This is a genomic window from Serratia sp. JSRIV001 (genome assembly GCF_019968745.1).
Lineage (GTDB): Bacteria > Pseudomonadota > Gammaproteobacteria > Enterobacterales > Enterobacteriaceae > Chania > Chania fonticola_B.
Genome location: NZ_CP074147.1, coordinates 5,293,847 through 5,311,898, shown reverse-complemented (window position 1 = coordinate 5,311,898; position 18,052 = coordinate 5,293,847). Strand labels below are relative to the sequence as shown.

At 55.4% G+C, this 18,052-nt stretch carries 14 protein-coding genes; 8 read left to right on the top strand and 6 right to left on the bottom strand.

The window, feature by feature from the left end:
* Positions 1-35 precede the first annotated feature (35 nt).
* The 6 genes from accC to KGP17_RS24605 form a co-directional block, all read right to left on the bottom strand.
* Positions 36-1,385, bottom strand: a complete 1,350-nt coding sequence (gene accC / locus KGP17_RS24630) for an acetyl-CoA carboxylase biotin carboxylase subunit (protein ID WP_021180772.1) — start codon at positions 1,383-1,385, stop codon at positions 36-38.
* A gap of 11 nt (positions 1,386-1,396) precedes the next feature.
* A complete protein-coding gene (accB, locus tag KGP17_RS24625) occupies positions 1,397-1,861 on the bottom strand; it encodes an acetyl-CoA carboxylase biotin carboxyl carrier protein (RefSeq protein ID WP_059199002.1) in 465 nt (154 codons plus the stop codon).
* 32 nt (positions 1,862-1,893) lie between these two features.
* Positions 1,894-2,346, bottom strand: a complete 453-nt coding sequence (gene aroQ / locus KGP17_RS24620) for a type II 3-dehydroquinate dehydratase (RefSeq protein WP_021180770.1) — start codon at positions 2,344-2,346, stop codon at positions 1,894-1,896.
* A gap of 276 nt (positions 2,347-2,622) precedes the next feature.
* A complete protein-coding gene (gene msrQ / locus KGP17_RS24615) occupies positions 2,623-3,231 on the bottom strand; it encodes a protein-methionine-sulfoxide reductase heme-binding subunit MsrQ (RefSeq protein WP_059199001.1) in 609 nt (202 codons plus the stop codon).
* Positions 3,232-4,233 carry a protein-methionine-sulfoxide reductase catalytic subunit MsrP gene (msrP, locus tag KGP17_RS24610; protein WP_021180768.1) on the bottom strand — a complete coding sequence of 334 codons (1,002 nt, stop codon included), beginning with the start codon at positions 4,231-4,233 and terminating at the stop codon, positions 3,232-3,234.
* 135 nt (positions 4,234-4,368) lie between these two features.
* Positions 4,369-5,349: an MDR family oxidoreductase gene (locus KGP17_RS24605; RefSeq protein ID WP_059199000.1), complete on the bottom strand. Its 981-nt coding sequence runs from the start codon at positions 5,347-5,349 to the stop codon at positions 4,369-4,371.
* A gap of 295 nt (positions 5,350-5,644) precedes the next feature.
* Between KGP17_RS24605 and csrD the strand changes: the two genes are divergently transcribed.
* The 8 genes from csrD to nit1 all read left to right on the top strand — a co-directional run bounded on the left by csrD (position 5,645) and on the right by nit1 (position 18,050).
* Complete coding sequence (gene csrD, locus KGP17_RS24600; protein WP_021807014.1) at positions 5,645-7,576, top strand: RNase E specificity factor CsrD; 1,932 nt, start codon at positions 5,645-5,647, stop codon at positions 7,574-7,576.
* A gap of 322 nt (positions 7,577-7,898) precedes the next feature.
* Positions 7,899-8,942: a rod shape-determining protein MreB gene (mreB, locus tag KGP17_RS24595; RefSeq protein ID WP_021180765.1), complete on the top strand. Its 1,044-nt coding sequence runs from the start codon at positions 7,899-7,901 to the stop codon at positions 8,940-8,942.
* Positions 8,943-9,038: 96 nt separating this feature from the next.
* Positions 9,039-10,031 (top strand): rod shape-determining protein MreC, encoded by a 993-nt coding sequence (mreC, locus tag KGP17_RS24590; RefSeq protein ID WP_021180764.1) that lies wholly within the window; start codon positions 9,039-9,041, stop codon positions 10,029-10,031.
* The gene (gene mreD / locus KGP17_RS24585) at positions 10,028-10,516 is read left to right on the top strand and encodes a rod shape-determining protein MreD (protein ID WP_021180763.1); all 489 of its coding nucleotides are present in this window, start codon (positions 10,028-10,030) and stop codon (positions 10,514-10,516) included. The genes mreC and mreD overlap by 4 nt, the downstream gene beginning before the upstream one ends.
* A 10-nt stretch (positions 10,517-10,526) precedes the next feature.
* Positions 10,527-11,111 carry a nucleoside triphosphate pyrophosphatase gene (locus tag KGP17_RS24580; protein ID WP_021180762.1) on the top strand — a complete coding sequence of 195 codons (585 nt, stop codon included), beginning with the start codon at positions 10,527-10,529 and terminating at the stop codon, positions 11,109-11,111.
* Between the two features lie 85 nt (positions 11,112-11,196).
* A complete protein-coding gene (rng, locus tag KGP17_RS24575) occupies positions 11,197-12,666 on the top strand; it encodes a ribonuclease G (protein WP_021807013.1) in 1,470 nt (489 codons plus the stop codon).
* Positions 12,667-13,389: 723 nt separating this feature from the next.
* Positions 13,390-17,196, top strand: coding sequence for an AsmA2 domain-containing protein YhdP (gene yhdP / locus KGP17_RS24570; protein ID WP_094981527.1), 3,807 nt, complete (start codon positions 13,390-13,392; stop codon positions 17,194-17,196).
* Positions 17,193-18,050 (top strand): deaminated glutathione amidase, encoded by an 858-nt coding sequence (gene nit1, locus KGP17_RS24565; protein WP_094981526.1) that lies wholly within the window; start codon positions 17,193-17,195, stop codon positions 18,048-18,050. The genes yhdP and nit1 overlap by 4 nt, the downstream gene beginning before the upstream one ends.
* Positions 18,051-18,052: the final 2 nt, after the last annotated feature.

Sequence of the window (18,052 nt, the reverse complement as noted above, 5' to 3'; positions counted from 1 at the left end):
GTGTTTTTTATTCGCCCAATATCGTTAACCGATAATCAGGTTTCCTGCAGACCCAGCTTTTTCTCCAGATAGTGGATGTTGGTGCCACCATGCTGGAAGTTTTCGTCGGTCATGATCTTCTGCTGCAGTTCAACGTTGGTTTTGATGCCATCGATGATCAGCTCAGCCAGGGCGTTCTTCATGCGGGCAATTGCCACGTCACGGTTTTCACCGTAGGTGATCAGCTTGCCAATCATGGAGTCATAGTACGGCGGCACGGTATAGCCAGCGTAGATATGAGATTCCCAACGCACGCCGAAACCACCAGGAGCGTGGAAGCGGGTGATCTTGCCTGGGCTTGGCAGGAAGGTGTTCGGGTCTTCGGCGTTGATACGGCATTCCACCGCATGGCCTTGTACCTTCACTTCGTCCTGTTTGATCGACAGCGGTTGACCAGCAGCGATACGCAGCTGCTCTTTGATCAGATCCACGCCGGTGATCATTTCGGTAACCGGGTGTTCCACCTGGATACGGGTGTTCATTTCAATGAAATAGAACTCGCCGTTCTCATACAGGAACTCAAAGGTACCCGCACCGCGATAGCCGATTTCCACACAGGCTTTTGAGCAGCGCTCGCCGATGTAGCGGCGCAGCTCTGGGGTGATCCCCGGTGCTGGTGCCTCTTCGACCACTTTCTGGTGGCGGCGCTGCATGGAGCAGTCACGTTCAGCCAGATAGATGGCGTTGCCCTGACCGTCTGCCAACACCTGAATTTCGATGTGGCGTGGGTTTTCCAGGTACTTCTCCATATACACCATGTCGTTGTTGAAAGCCGCTTTGGCTTCCGCTTTGGTCATGGAGATGGATTGCTCGAGATCTTTGTCGCCGCGCACAACGCGCATGCCGCGACCGCCGCCGCCACCGGAAGCCTTGATGATCACCGGATAACCGATGCGCTTGGCGAAGGCACGGTTTTTGTCCATGTCATCGGTCAGCGGGCCGTCGGAGCCTGGTACGCAAGGTACGCCGGCTTTTTTCATCGCGCTGATGGCAGAAACCTTGTCACCCATCAGGCGAATGGTTTCGGCGCGTGGGCCGATGAAGATAAAGCCAGAGCGCTCTACCTGCTCGGCAAAGTCGGCGTTCTCGGACAAGAAGCCATAGCCCGGGTGGATCGCCACGGCGCCGGTAATTTCGGCGGCGGAGATGATGGCCGGGATGTTCAGATAGCTTTTAACTGACGGTGCAGGGCCGATACAAACGGTCTCATCCGCCAGCAGAACGTGTTTCAGATCGCGGTCGGCACTTGAGTGAACGGCAACGGTTTTGATGCCCAGTTCTTTACAAGCGCGCAGGATACGTAGCGCGATCTCGCCACGGTTGGCGATAACAATTTTATCTAGCATGGTGCGCCTCGTTATTCGATGACGACCAGTGGCTCGTCAAATTCAACCGGTTGGCCGTTTTCTACCAGGATCGCTTTAACCACACCGGATTTGTCAGCTTCAATCTGGTTCATCATTTTCATGGCTTCAACGATGCACAGAGTATCACCAGCATTCACTTTCTGGCCCACTTCCACGAAGGCTTTCGCGTCCGGGCTTGGGGTGCGGTAGAAGGTCCCTACCATTGGTGAACGAACGGTATGGCCACTCATGGCCGCTGGTGCTGCTGGGGTTTCTGCTGCAGCAGGGGCAACGGCGTTGGCCAGAGCAGGTTGCTGCTGCTGGGCTGGCATTGCGTACTGTTGCATCATTGGGTAAGCCTGCACCGGTGCGGCACGGCTGATGCGAACCGACTCTTCGCCTTCAGAGATTTCCAGTTCAGAAATGCCTGATTCTTCAACCAGTTCGATCAGTTTCTTGATTTTACGAATATCCATGAGTGTGATTCCGTACTCTTTTTGTGTAGCAATTAGTGGGTTTTTGACAAACGGCGAACCGCTGCCTGTAAAGCAAATGTGTAGCCATCCGCGCCGAGGCCACAGATCACGCCTACCGCGATATCAGACAGGTAGGAGTGATGACGGAAAGGCTCACGAGCGTACACGTTGGACAGGTGGATCTCGATAAACGGGATCTGTACTGCCAACAGTGCATCGCGCAACGCCACGCTGGTGTGCGTGAATGCGGCAGCGTTAATCAGGATAAAATCCGTATTGCCGCGTGCCTGATGAATGCGTTCGATGAGCGCATGCTCGGCGTTGGACTGCAGGTGACTCAGGGTGATATCTAGCGCGAGCGCCTGGTTTTCCAATCCGTTAACAATCTCTGCCAGCGTAGCGCTGCCGTACTTTTCCGGCTCACGCGCCCCCAGCAGATTGAGATTGGGGCCGTTCAGAAGCAAAATGTGAAACTTATCCGCCATTGTGCTGGTATCTCCGGCAATAAAACCATCATCGTAGAAAATAACCCGATGTCACCGATTTGTCACCTGTTACGCGCAGATTTTACAGCTGCGATAGGGACAAGGTCGGGCATTATAACGATATCGTGGCAATTCGCAGCTAAATACTGGTCTTATCAGCGAAGATATTCAACCCTAAATCAGCAAACACCAAGTGCCGCTATTGGATTATGAGGGGTAGAACACAGAAAAGTTCCGCTCCCCGATCTGGGATTTTTACCGTCAATCTTGCCGGTTTTAGCGCGGTTTACGCCACCACGAGCGGAATTTCTTGTAACGCAGAGCTAACAGCAGCAGCGCCAGCGACGCATAAATAAAAGGCTGCGGTGACAACGTTTTTACCGACCAAAGGTAGTGGATCGGTGCCAGGATCGCCACCAGATAGACGAAGTTGTGCAACTTCTGCCAGTTGGCCCCCAATTTACGCTGCGCCCATAGCGTTGAGGTGGCCGCCAGAGCCAGCAAAATCAACCAGCAGAGGATACCTAGCGTCAGATAGGGGCGGGTTACCAGTTCGCGCCCCAGCAAGCCAATGTTGCTCAGCCCCAGTTCCAGCGTCGAGTAGCTTACCAGATGCAAGGTTCCCCAGGCAAAACACCACAAACCCAGCAGGCGTCGGCAACGGATCAGCAACGGCTGGCGTGCGTAGCGGGCCAATGGAGTGACGAGCAGGGTGGCCAGCAGCAATTTCAACGTCATCCTGCCGGTAAAATGCTGGATATCCTTGGCCGGATCGGCGCTCAACCAGCCCTGATCGACGGACAACACCAGCCACAGAAAGGGCAGGAATGCCGCCAGGTAGATGGCAACTTTTAGCCAGGTGATCTGCTTGGGGGTTAAGCGCACTCAGAAGTTCTCCCGTAAATCGAGGCCGCGATAGAGCGAAGCCACCTGATCGGCATAACCGTTAAACAGCAGCGTCGGCTGGCGTTTCACATCCAGAATGCCGCCGGAACCGATAAAGCGTTCGGTGGCCTGCGACCAGCGAGGATGATCGACATGGGGATTCACGTTGGCGTAAAAACCATATTCGTTGGGCGCAGACAAATTCCAGGTGGTTGGCGGTTGTTCGCGGGTCAGGGTGATCTGTACGATAGACTTGATGCCTTTGAAGCCGTACTTCCATGGGGTGATCAGGCGCACCGGAGCACCGTTTTGCGGTGGCAGCATCTTGCCATACACGCCCACGGTCAACAGAGCCAGTGGATGCATGGCTTCATCAAGGCGCAAACCTTCGACATAGGGATACTTGAGGCCACCACCAATAAAGCGATCTTTCTGGCCTGGCATCTGCTCTGGATCGTACAGCGTTTGAAAAGCCACGTAACGCGCATTGCTGTTGGGTTCCGCCAGCTTAAGCAGTTTGCCCAGCTCAAAGCCGATCCACGGCACCACCATCGACCAGGCTTCGACGCAGCGCATGCGATAAATGCGTTGCTCCAGCGGGAAACGCTTGAGTAAATCGTCGATGTCCAGCGTTATAGGCTTGCCGACTTCGCCGTCGATTTTCACCTTCCAGTCCGTCGTTTTCAGGGAGCCTGCGTTGGCCGCGGGATCGGCCTTATCCAGGCCAAATTCGTAGAAATTATTGTACCCCATGACTTTTTCTTCCGGTGTCAGTTCCAGCTTGGCTTGCCAGGCTTCGGGCTTGCTGAAGTCCAGCGGTTTGCCTGCTGGAGCCGGGGGCCGATCGTTACCTTTGAACCAGGAAAGCAAGTCGGCCTGTGCCTGGATGGGCAAAGCCAGTGAGGCTGCCGTGATCCCTAGCGCCTGGAGCACCTTGCGCCGCTGATAGAACACGCTTTCCGGCGTGACATCGGCTTCGGTCAGTTTTCGCTGTTGTTTCATTTTTTATCTCCGCAAGTGATGGTGTAAGCATGGCGTGAAAGCCAACTTTCTGCGAGAGGGGGGATGTAAAGAGAGGTAAACGAGAGGTAATTTCTTGTGGGGAAAAAGCGGGCGCCGGATGCGGCGCCCCACAGATTATGAACGGATTTTTACCAGGGTGCGGCCAGTGATCTGATTGTTCATCAGCGCGGTAGCCGCGGCAGGCACGTCTTCCAGCTGAATTTCCTGGGTGGCTTGATCATAGAAACTTTCTGGCAGAATACCGGCCAGACGTTCCCAGGCGGTTTGGCGACGATGCAGCGGCGTCAGCACCGAATCAACGCCTTGCAGACGCACGTTACGCAAGATAAACGGCATCACGGTAGTCGGCAACTGGTAGCCTCCCGCCAGGCCGCAGGCGGCAACGGTGCCGTTATAATTCATCTGCGCCAGCACGCGAGCCAGCAATTTGTCGCCGACGGTGTCGATGGCGCCGGCCCACAGCTGTTTCTCCAGCGGGCGCGGTGTTTCAATATATTCGCTACGGGGCAGCACGGTTTTGGCACCGAGGGATTTCAGATAGTCGGTATTGCTGTCGCGCCCGCTGATGGCGGTGACGCTATAGCCCAGTGCGGACAGTAGGGCGACCGCCGTGCTCCCCACGCCGCCGCTGGCTCCGGTGACCAGCACGTCGCCGTCCTCCGGTTTCACTCCGCCTTCTTCCAGTGCCATCACGCACAGCATGGCGGTAAAGCCGGCGGTGCCGAGGATCATCGCTTTGCGTTCACACAGCCCTTTTGGCAGTGGTACCAGCCATTCGCCGCTAACGCGGGCCTGTTCGCCCAACCCGCCCCAGTGATTTTCGCCAACGCCCCAGCCGGTGAGTACTACGCTCTGGCCTGGTTTAAAACGCGGATCTTTGCTGCTGTGTACCAGGCCTGCAAAATCGATACCAGGCACCATTGGGAAGTGACGAATGATTTTCCCCGTGCCGGTGATCGCCAGGGCATCCTTATAGTTGAGGCTGGACCAGTTGACGTCGACCGTCACATCCCCTTCTGGCAACTGCTCACTATCAATATTCTTGACTTGTGCCAGGGTTTTTTCGCCATCTTGTTCCAATAATAATACGCGCATGCATCGCTCCCCGCTTTTTCATATATTATATGAATGTATGGTTCAGTATTGTCTGACTATATGCATAATAAAAAAGCCTGTCCTGATAAAGGACAAAAAAAGAGTGTTTAATGGTTTTCTTCGTCGGTCAGGCTTGATAGCTTTGTATGAGCTAACCTGATGCTTGGCAAAGAAATTGAAGTCGCTTCATGATTTTTAATATCAGGGTATTGCGTTGTTTTCAATCGAGCAGGAACGGGGCCTTGGAACTTCAAAAGGTGGCTCTTCATTTTATCATCGCGCAGAAGGCACAGGGATGAGATTTACAACCAAACTCTCTGCACTAATCACCCTGCTCGTCGCATTGGCTATGTTTTTGATGCTGATGGGGTGTTCATACAGTTTCTTTTACGTGACTCAGGAGCGCCTAGAGCGTCGTTTTGAAGCCCTGGCCACCTCCATCGATCAGGCAATGCTGCTGCAACCGCTGCAGGCTCAGGATAACTGGCTGCCCCTGGTGATGCGGCCGCTAGGCATCGTGGCGATTAATGTCGATACCGAAACCAGCAACCTTTTCTCCTACAGCCTACCGACCATCAAAGCCCCCTGGGCATCGCTGGCTGGCTACCGCCAAACCTCGTTGACCATGATGCATCACCCCGGCACCCGGGTAAGTGTCACCTACCTCGATCCGTTCGCCAGCGACGTGCGTTCATTGCAGTCCACGGCGGCGGTCACGCTGTCGATCGTCATCATGGTGGTGATACTGCTGTTCAGTTTACGCTGGCTGCGTGAACAGGCGGTAGGTGAAGATCGCCTGGAACGCCGGGCGCGGCGCATTCTCAACGGCGAACGTGAACAGGTGCTGAAGGGAGACGTTCGCGAATGGCCCGCCAGCGTCAGCGGTGCGTTGGATCGGCTGCTGGCCGATCTGGCCGAAGCGCGTGAGGAGCGCAGCCGGGTAGATACCCTGATCCGTGCTTTTGCCGCTCAGGATGCGAAAACCGGCCTCAATAACCGGTTGTTCTTTGATAACCAGCTCACCACTCAGTTGGAAGATGTCGGGTCACACGGCATCGTCATGATGGTGCGCCTGCCAGATTTCGATACCCTGCGTGAAATTCACGGCAATGCCGCGGTGCAGGAGCTGATGTATTCGTTGGTCAACCTGCTGTCCACCTTTGTCATGCGTTACCCTGCCGCCTTGCTGGCCCGTTATTTCCACAGTGATTTTACCGTTCTGCTGCCACACCGCACGCTGAAGGAAGCGGACGGCATCGCGGCGCAACTGGTCAACGCGATCGACTCCTTGCCCTCAACGGCGCTGATTGACCGTGAGGCTTTCTTACATATTGGTATTGTGGCCTATCGCAGCGGGCAGACCCCGGAAGAGATCATCGATTACGCCGAACAGGCAACCCGTCATGCCGTACTGCAAGGCGAAAACGGCTGGTACGTCTATGACAGCAATGTGCCGGAGAAAGGGCGCGGCAGCGTTAAATGGCGCACTCTGCTGGAACAGGTGCTGGCGCGCGGTGGCCCTCGTTTATATCAAAAACCGGCGGTGACGGTGGAAGGCGATGTGCATCACCGCGAAATCATGAGCCGGATTTATGATGGCGCACAGGAACTGTTGCCCGCCGAATATATGCCGCTGGTCAATCAGCTGGGCTTGGCGGAAAGCTATGACCGCCAGCAGATGAATCGGATTATTCCTTTATTGGCGCTGTGGCCGGAAGAGACGCTGGCGTTTCCACTATGCGTTGATTCATTATTGCAGCGCAGTTTCCAACGTTGGCTGCGCGATACCCTGTTACAGTGTGAAAAAAGTCACCGCAGGCGAATTCTGATTGAACTTGCAGAGGCAGATGTGTGTCAACATATCGACCGTTTGCGTCCGGTGCTGCGATTACTGACCGGATTGGGCTGTCGTCTGGCAGTTTCTCAGGCCGGGTTGACGGTGGTGAGTACCTCTTATATCAAGTCGTTACCGGTGGAGATCGTCAAGCTTCACCCAGGGTTGGTACGGAGTATTGACCGGCGGGATGAGAATCAGCTGTTCGTTCAGAGCTTGACCGGTGCCTGCGAAGGTACTCAAGCGAAGGTTTTTGCTGCCAGCGTGCGTACGCGCAATGAATGGCAGACGCTGAAAGAGCGCGGGATCCTTGGTGGGCAGGGGGACTTTTTCGCTTCGCCAGAGCCGATCGATATAGCTCGCAAAAAATATTCGCGTCGATATCGTGTTTAACCTGATGACCGGGCAAAAATTAACGTAGAATGGCCCGTCTTTTCCTGTGGGCGTCAGTAGGTGCTTACCACCGGTGACAATCAGGAAAAATGTTAGATTTTATGAGCTGTGTTACTGCCGTTTGGTACGTTGATTTGGTGGCTAGCTGAGCCTTTGTTGAGGGATATCAGGCCCCATTCGCTTTCCGTGCATTCGGTCACAAATAACGCAGACTAATTTTCACCGAAGTAGGACGTTTTTGCGCCTTGTCGCTGCTTCGTGTGGTTGGTAAAGTAGGCGGATTTTATTTTCCGCCCCCAGCTTGCAGGATTATCCTTTCGTTATGTTTAAGAAATTTCGTGGCATGTTTTCTAATGACTTGTCCATCGACTTGGGTACCGCCAATACCCTGATTTATGTTAAAGGACAAGGCATTGTACTGAATGAACCGTCGGTGGTTGCCATTCGTCAGGATCGTGCCGGCTCACCCAAGAGCGTTGCGGCCGTAGGTCATGACGCCAAGCAGATGCTGGGGCGTACGCCTGGCAATATCGCGGCTATTCGCCCAATGAAAGACGGCGTGATCGCCGACTTCTTTGTCACCGAAAAAATGCTGCAGCATTTCATCAAGCAAGTTCACAGCAACAGCTTTATGCGCCCAAGCCCGCGCGTACTGGTTTGCGTACCTGTTGGTGCCACCCAGGTTGAACGCCGTGCGATCCGTGAGTCCGCTCAGGGCGCAGGCGCGCGTGAAGTCTTCCTGATTGAAGAGCCTATGGCTGCGGCGATCGGTGCGGGTCTGCCAGTATCGGAAGCCACTGGCTCCATGGTGGTTGATATCGGTGGTGGTACTACTGAAGTGGCGGTGATCTCGCTTAACGGTGTGGTGTACTCCTCTTCCGTGCGTATCGGCGGTGACCGCTTTGACGAAGCCATCATTAATTATGTGCGCCGTAACTACGGTTCACTGATCGGTGAAGCTACCGCAGAACGTATCAAGCACGGTATCGGCTCGGCCTATCCGGATGACGAAGTGCGTGAAATTGAAGTGCGTGGCCGTAACCTGGCAGAAGGTGTGCCGCGTGGCTTCACCATGAACTCCAATGAAATTCTCGAAGCTTTGCAGGAACCTCTGACCGGCATCGTCAGCGCGGTCATGGTTGCGCTTGAACAGTGCCCGCCGGAACTGGCTTCCGACATCTCCGAACGCGGTATGGTGCTGACCGGTGGTGGCGCATTGCTGCGTAACCTGGATCGCCTACTGATGGAAGAGACCGGTATCCCGGTAGTGGTGGCTGAAGATCCTCTCACCTGTGTGGCTCGCGGTGGTGGTAAGGCGTTGGAAATGATCGACATGCATGGCGGCGATTTGTTCAGCGAAGAATAGTGAGCAGCCCCAGAATGGAGGGATCGTAGCGGATGACGGCATTAACCTGGCATCTGGTGCGTTCCCCTTTCTGTTGTCGAGGAACGTGCATAATTTATGAAGCCGATTTTTAGCAGGGGGCCTTCCCTGCAACTACGACTTTTCCTGGCAGTGATCGTGGCGATTGCGTTGATCGTTGCCGACAGCCGGCTCGGTACGTTCGTTAAAATACGAAACTACATGGACACCGCCGTCAGCCCTTTTTACTTCTTGGCTAACGGGCCGCGTAAAGTTTTGGACAGCGTATCGGAAACGCTGGCTACCCGCCAACAGCTAGAGCTGGAAAACCGCGCTCTGCGGCAGGAACTGTTACTCAAAAACAGCGATAATCTTCTTCTTGGCCAATTCAAACAGGAAAATGCCCGTTTGCGTGAGCTGCTAGGCTCGCCGTTGCGCCAGGACGAACACAAAATGGTCACTCAGGTGATCTCTACCGGTTCAGACCCCTATAGCGATCAGGTCGTGATTGATAAAGGGTCGGACAACGGGGTTTATGAAGGCCAGCCGGTTATCAGTGATAAAGGCGTGGTCGGGCAGGTGGTGGCGGTGGCTAAAATGACCAGCCGCGTCCTGCTGATCTGTGATGCTTCCCATGCGTTGCCGATCCAGGTATTGCGCAATGATATCCGGGTGATTGCCGCAGGCAGTGGCTGTACGGATGACCTGCAGCTGGAACATCTGCCGGGCAATACCGATATCCGCGTCGGGGATGTGCTGGTCACCTCCGGTTTGGGCGGGCGCTTCCCGGAAGGGTATCCGGTCGCTGTGGTGTCCTCGGTAAAAGTGGATAACCAACGCGCCTATACCGTGATCCAGGCGCGGCCAACCGCTGGTCTGCAACGCTTGCGCTATCTGTTGTTACTATGGGGTGCCGATCGCAACGGCACCATGCCGCTGCCGCCGGAGGAAGTTCACCGCGTTGCCAATGAACGCCTGATGCAGATGATGCCGCAGGTATTGCCGCCGGCTGATGCCATGGGCCCACCGGCTCCGCTGCCGGCTCCCGCTACCGGTACCGTTCAGCCGCCACCGGTGGGGGCAACCCGATGAATCGCTATCGCAGCAACGGGCGCTGGATTATCTGGCTGTCATTCCTGGTAGCATTAGTGCTGCAAATCATGCCGTGGCCGGACCAAATCTACATGTTCCGGCCATCCTGGCTGCTGCTGATCCTCACTTACTGGGTGATGGCGTTACCCCATCGGGTTAACGTCGGCACCGGCTTTATCCTGGGGTTGATCATGGATCTGATCCTGGGTTCCACGCTCGGCGTGCGTGCGCTGGCCATGGGCATCATCGCCTATCTCGTCGCGTTCAAATTCCAATTATTCCGCAATATGGCCCTGTGGCAGCAAGCGCTGATCGTCGTGCTGCTATCATTGGCCATGGACGTGGTGGTGTTCTGGGCGGAGTTTTTAGTGATCAACGTCTCTTTCCGCCCCGAGGTGTTCTGGAGTAGTGTGGTCAACGGCGTGCTTTGGCCGTGGTTATTCCTGCTGATGCGCAAGATCCGCCGTCAGTTTGCCGTACAATGAGGTTATAACGATGTTTTCGCTCTATCTTGCTTCCGGTTCTCCCCGTCGCCATGAACTGCTGACTCTGCTCGGCGTACCGTTTGAAGTGATTCTGACGCATACTGAAGAGCAGCGGCAGGAAGGGGAAGCGGCGGAAAATTACGTTCGCCGTCTGGCGCAGGATAAGGCCAGGGCAGGTGTAACTCTGGCGCAACAGGATTGGCCCGTGCTGGGTGCAGATACTATCGTGGTGTTGAACGGCCAGGTGTTGGAAAAACCGCGGGATGAAGAGCATGCGGCGCAGATGCTGGCAGCCTTGTCCGGGAAACAGCATCAGGTGATGACCGCCGTGGCGATTGCCGATAAACAGGGCGTTTTATGCCAACTGGTGGTCACCGACGTGACGTTCCGCAATCTGTCACCACAGGATATCTGCGACTATATCGCCACAGGCGAACCGATGGATAAAGCGGGCGCTTACGGAATTCAAGGTAAGGGTGGTTGTTTCGTCAGAACGATAACCGGAAGTTATCACGCGGTGATGGGGTTGCCGCTGGTCGAAACACATGAGCTGCTCAGTCATTTTGTCGCATTACGAGAGGTAAGAGCCGGCTGATGCCACCACTAGATTTCCCGTCGCCGCCATAGCGTGAGCACAGGAAAGATAAGGGCAGGCGCTACACCGGCTCTGAGGAGAAAGCATGACAGCTGAGCTACTGGTAAATATTACGCCGTCGGAAACGCGGGTTGCCTATATTGACGGCGGCATTCTGCAAGAGATCCATATTGAGCGCGAAGCCAAGCGTGGCATCGTGGGCAATATCTACAAAGGGCGTGTCAGCCGCGTGTTACCCGGCATGCAGGCGGCCTTTGTCGATATTGGCCTGGATAAAGCGGCCTTCCTGCACGCCTCCGATATCATGCCGCACACCGAGTGTGTTGCCGGTGATGAACAAAAGAATTTCTCCGTGCGCGATATCGCCGAACTGGTGCGCCAGGGGCAGGATCTGATGGTTCAGGTGGTGAAAGATCCGCTTGGCACCAAAGGTGCACGCCTGACTACCGATATCACTCTACCTTCGCGCTACCTGGTCTTTATGCCGGGCGCAGCACACGTGGGGGTTTCCCAACGCATTGAAAGTGAAGCCGAACGCGAGCGTCTCAAGCGTGCCGTCGCGGGATATTGCGACGATCTGGGCGGCTTTATCATCCGCACTGCGGCTGAAGGAGTAGGTGAAGAAGAGCTGGCGCAGGATGCCGCCTTCCTCAAGCGTTTGTGGACCAAAGTCATGGAGCGCAAAAAGCGCAACCAGACCAAATACAAACTGTATGGCGAACTGGCGTTGGCGCACCGTATCCTGCGCGACTTTGCCGGGGCGGCGCTGGATCGTATCCGCGTCGACTCGCGCCTGACGCATGACCAATTGGTGGAATTTACCGGCGAGTACATCCCGGATATCACCAATAAGCTGGAGCTGTATACCGGCAGCCAGCCGATCTTCGATCTGTACGACGTCGAGAACGAGATCCAGCGGGCGCTTGAACGCAAGGTTGAATTGAAGTCCGGCGGTTACCTGATCATTGATCAAACCGAAGCCATGACCACCGTGGATATCAACACCGGGGCCTTTGTCGGCCACCGCAATCTTGATGAGACCATCTTCAATACCAACATCGAAGCGACGCAGGCCATTGCCCGCCAGCTGCGGCTGCGCAACCTGGGCGGCATCATCATCATTGATTTCATCGATATGAACAATGATGAACACCGCCGCCGGGTATTGCACTCGTTGGAACTGGCGTTGAGTAAAGATCGGGTAAAAACCACAATCAATGGTTTCTCTCAACTAGGATTAGTGGAGATGACGCGTAAACGCACGCGTGAAAGTATTGAGCATGTGCTGTGTAACGACTGCCCGACCTGCCAAGGGCGCGGAACGGTGAAAACGGTGGAAACCGTCTGCTATGAGATTATGCGTGAGATCGTGCGCGTGCATCATGCTTACGATTCCGATCGTTTCCTGGTCTATGCCTCTGCGGCCGTGGGTGAAGCGCTGAAAAGTGAAGAGTCACACGCCCTGGCGGAAGTGGAAATCTTCGTTGGCAAACAGGTCAAGGTGCAGATCGAACCTTTATACAGCCAGGAACAGTTTGACGTTGTGATGATGTAATACCCCTCACCCCAACCCTCTCCCATGGGGAGAGGGAGCTGTTAGTTCCTGCTCTTTTGGAGGTAAAGAAGTGATTTGGGCACCGTGATCGCCCCCTCATGCAGGTGGAATAGCCGGTGCTTATGAAGGATCACAACCCTCTTTCGCGGGGAGAGGGAGCTGTTAGTTCCTGCTCTTTTGGAGGTAAAGAAGTGATTTGGGCACCGTGATCGCCCCCTCATGCAGGTGGAATAGCCGGTGCTTATGAAGGATCACAACCCTCTTTCGCGGGGAGAGGAAGCTCTTAGTTCCTGCTCTTTTGGAGGTAAAGAAGTGATTTGGGCACCGTGATCGCCCCCTCATGCAGGTGGAATAGCCGGTGCTTATGAAGGATCACCACCCTCTTTCGCGGGGAGAGGGAGCTGTTAGTTCCTGCTCTTTTGGAGGTAAAGAAGTGATTTGGGCACCGTGATCGCCCCCTCATGCAGGTGGAATAGCCGGTGCTTATGAAGGATCACAACCCTCTTTCGCGGGGAGAGGGAGCTCTTAGTTCCTGCTCTTTTGGAGGTAAAGAAGTCATCTAGGCAACCGTGATCGGCTCCGCATCCAAGGTGGATCATCCGGTGCTCATGAAGGATCACAATACTTTCAGCCTAACTCGATCGGTCCCCTCTCCCTGTGGGAGAGGGTTAGGGTGAGGGGCACAAGCGTTAGGTTATATATTTGGTCATTAAGGAGAAATGCGTGAGGCGACTGCCCGGGATCCTGTTAGCCACAGGCGCCATTTTGATTGTTGTTGTGGCGTTGCTGATCAGCGGGTTGCGTCTGGTGCTGCCTGAGCTTAACCACTATCGCCCGCAATTGCTGGAGAAGGTGCAGGCGATCGCCGGGGTGCCCGTCGAGGCCGACTTTATCCAGGGCAGTTGGGAAACCTTTGGCCCCACGCTGGAGGCCCGCAACATCCGTTTGGCCCTGCCAACAAGCAAAATCCAGATCGAGCGCGTCACGCTGGCGCTGGACGTGTGGCAATCCCTGCTGCATTGGCGCTGGCAGTTCCGCGATCTCACCTTCTATCAGTTGCAGCTTGATCTTGACGCGACGCTCGGGGGGGAAGGTAGCAATGGCCTTACCCCGAACGGAGTCAGCGATCTGTTCCTGTATCAGTTGGATCACTTTGATCTGCGCAACAGCCGCCTCTCGTTCCTTACCCCATCAGGCTCGCGTGCTGAATTTCATATCCCGCAAATGACCTGGCTCAACAGCTATAACCGCCATCGCGCGGAAGGTCAAATCAGCCTGACCAGCCTGAATGGCCAGCACGGTGCGGTACAGTTACGCCTGGATCTGCGGGATGAGCAGGGGTTGCTCAATACCGGCACCATCTATATGCAGGCCGATGAAATCGACATGAAGCCCTGGTTCAGCCGCTGGCTGAAAACCAATACCGGTCTCGAAAGTGCCGATTTCAGCCTGGCCGCCTGGCTCAATATCAAAAATGGCGCAATCTACAGCGGTAATGCCCTGCTTAATAAAGGCACCGCCAGTTGGTTGGCGGGTGGCGATCAACACCGGTTGGACGTCGATAATCTGGCGCTGGCACTGAGCCGTGAGGGCAACGGCTGGCAGGTGCATGCACCTGCCCTGAACCTGAAAACCGATGGCCAAGCCTGGGCACCCGGAACCCTTACTGCGCTGTGGTTGCCGGAAAATACCCAATTTATCGGGCCAAACCAGAGTGAAGAACTCCGTATCCGTGCCACCGGCATCCAGTTGGAACGTTTGGAAGCGTTGCTGCCTACCTTCTCGTTCCTCAGCCCGGAAGTGCTGGAGCACTGGAAAGACTTACAACCTCGCGGCATGCTTAGGGCGCTGGCGTTGGATATCCCGCTGCAACAGCCGGAAAAAACCCGTTTTCAGGCGTGGTGGCAGGATCTGAGCTGGCAACACTGGAAACTGTTGCCGGGCGTCGATCACTTTTCCGGCGCGTTAACCGGGGGCGTGGAAAACGGCCGTCTGACGCTGGGGCTGAATAACAGCACGCTGCCTTATGGCGATATGTTCCGGGCACCGTTGGAGATCGGCCGTGCAAGCGGGGCGTTGACCTGGCAAAACAACGCTCAAGGCTGGCAATTGGCAAGTCAAAGTCTGGATGTACAGGCCAAATCCCTGTGGATTAACGGTGATTTCCGCTATCAGCAACCGGCCAACGGCGAGCCTTGGCTGGATATTCTGGCTGGCATCCGTTTGTATGATGCCGCCGATGCCTGGCGTTATTTCCCTGAACCGCTGATGGGTAAACATTTGGTGGATTATCTCAGCGAGGCGATCCAGGGTGGGCAGGTTGATAATGCTTCCCTGATTTATGCGGGCGATCCGCAGCACTTCCCATATGAGAAGAACGAAGGGCAGTTTCAGGTGTTTGTCCCACTACGCCACGCTACCTTCCAGTTCCAGCCGGAATGGCCAGCGCTGGACGATCTGGCGATCGACCTCGATTTTGCCAACAATGGCCTGTGGATGAATGCGCCGCAAACCAAACTGGGCACTGCGACGGGCAGAAATATTAGCGCCGTCATTCCGGACTATAGCAAACAACGCCTGTTGATTGATGCCGACGTTGCGGGTACCGGGCAAGCTATCCACGACTATTTCATGCAGACCCCACTGGATGACTCTGTCGGGGCGGCGTTAGATGAGCTGCAGGTGGGTGGCAATGTAAGTGGGCGCTTACATCTGAATATTCCGTTGGACGGTGAGCTGGTTAACGCCAGCGGTGAAGTGACGCTGAATAACAACTCGTTGTTGGTCAAGCCGCTGGAGAGCCAGTTAGAGAGAGTAAGCGGCAAGTTCCGTTTCGACAACGGCAACCTGCAGAGCGATACCCTGACGGCCAACTGGTTTGGGCAGCCGCTGACGGTCAACTTCGATACGCTGGAAGGCAAACAGGATTATAAGGTTAACGTTGGGCTGAAAGGCGATTGGCAACCGGCCAAGGTTGAAGGCCTGCCGCCAGAGTTTGCCAAAAAGCTGGCAGGCAGCGCCGCCTGGCAGGGTAAAGTGGCCATCAACCTGCCGCATAAAGGCGAGCCGAACTATGAGATTGGTGTGAATGCCGATCTGAAAAAAGTAAGCAGTCACTTACCTTCTCCCCTGAATAAAGCCGCAGGGGAAGCGTTACCCGTTAACGTAAAAGTGAACGGCGGCCTGCAAGGATTTATGCTCAATGGCAGTGCGGGCAAGCAAAACCACTTCAACAGCGAATGGCTGTTGGCCAAACAGCAGGTGACGCTGGCACGTGCCGCTTGGCAAACCGGCGGTTCCGCTACCCCAACGTTACCCAAAGATAAATCCCTGGTGCTCAATCTGCCCGCGTTGGATGGCGAGCAATGGTTGGGGCTATTGGCACCGGCGATGAAGCAAAGCAGCGGTGCGGGCAAGGTGGGCAGCTTTGTGTTCCCAACCAGCGTAACGCTCGAAACCCCACAGCTGACGCTGGGCGGACAGGCGTGGCATAACCTTCAGCTGGCGGTCGTGCAGCAGTTGGCGGGAACGACCGTCACCGCCAAGGGTAAAGAGATTGATGGTAGCCTGTCGATGCCGGATAAGGGCGTGTGGCGTGCGGATCTCGGCTATCTTTACTACAACCCGCAGTTTGCCAGCGGCGACGGCAGTGCTGGTGGAACCAACCCGTTGGACTCGAAGGAGCGGATCTCGTTCCAGGATTGGCCTTCGCTGATGTTGCGTTGTAAATCCTGCTGGGTGATGGGGCAGAATCTTGGCACGGTGGAGGCCGATCTCAAACGTGAGGGGGATTCTCTGGTGCTAAGCCATGGCCTGGTAGATACCGGCTATGGCCGTATGAGCGCCACCGGCCTGTGGAAACAAAACGCTCAGGAAGAGCGCAGTGCGTTAAAGGGCAAACTGCTGGGCAGCAAAATCGATCGCACCGCCAGTTTCTTCGGCGTGATCATTCCATTAAAAGACGCGCCTTACGATATCGATTTTGATCTGCACTGGCATGGGCAGCCATGGAAACCGCAGATCAACACGCTCAATGGCACCATGAAGGTCGATCTGGGCAAAGGCGAGATTGACAACGTCGGCGGTGGCCGGGCTGGGCAGTTGTTACGCCTGGTCAGCTTTGATGCCCTGCTGCGCAAATTACAGTTCGACTTCCGTGATACCTTCGGTAATGGATTTTACTTTGACTCCATACGCGGCACTATCTGGGCGAAAGATGGCATAATGCATACAGATAACTTTTTGGTGGATGGGCTGGCGGCGGATATCGCCATGAGCGGCCAGATCGACCTGGTGAAACGCCAGATTGATATGCAGGCCGTGATAGCGCCAGAGATCTCGGCGACGGTCGGAGTGGCGACCGCGTTTGTAATCAACCCGATTGTGGGGGCGGCGGTGTTTGCGGCCTCGAAAGTGCTGGGGCCGTTGTGGAGCAAGATCTCGTTTATCCGCTATGACATTACCGGCAGCCTGGACCACCCAAGTATTCATGAGGTGTTGCGTAAGCCAAAAGAGGATAAATCGCCATGAAAAATGCTAACGTTGCGTTATTACAGCTGTGTAGCGGTGAGCAGATACGGGACAACCTGGCCCAGATTGAGCAGCAGATCAAGCAACTCAATCCCGGGATAAAACTGGTGATGACTCCGGAGAACGCCTTACTGTTTGCCAACTCGGCCGCCTACCGTGAACATGCGGAAACGGAAGGTCACGGGCCGCTGCAGCAGGCGGTGCGCGATATGGCTCGCCGTTATGGGGTATGGTTGCTGGTTGGCTCTATGCCATTGATCAGCCGCGAAGATCCGACGCGCATCACCACCAGCAGCCTGCTGTTTGACGATCAGGGCGAAATCCGTGGCCGTTACGACAAACTGCACATGTTCGACGTAGATATCAATGATATCCACGCCCATTACCGCGAGTCAGATACCTATCAGCATGGTCAGCAATTAACGGTGGTTGATACGCCGGTTGGCCGCTTGGGGATGACGATATGCTACGACCTGCGCTTCCCTGGTCTGTATCAGGCGCTGCGTGCGAAAGGTGCGGAGCTGATCTCGGTTCCCGCCGCATTTACCCGCGTGACCGGTGAGGCACACTGGGAAATTTTGCTGCGTGCCCGCGCTATCGAGAACCAGTGTGTGATCCTGGCTCCCGCGCAGGTAGGCCGCCACGGGGCAACCCGCCGTACCTGGGGACATTCCATGGTGGTAGACAGCTGGGGCAATGTGCTGGCAGAAAACCCCGACGCCGTGTCCGCGCTGAAAGTGCGCGTAAATACCGGCAAGTTGCATACGGTACGCAAGCAGATGCCGGTAATGCAACATAACCGATTCCAGCCGACGCTGATTGCGCCGGTTGAAAACTCCGCCAATAAAGAGTGAAA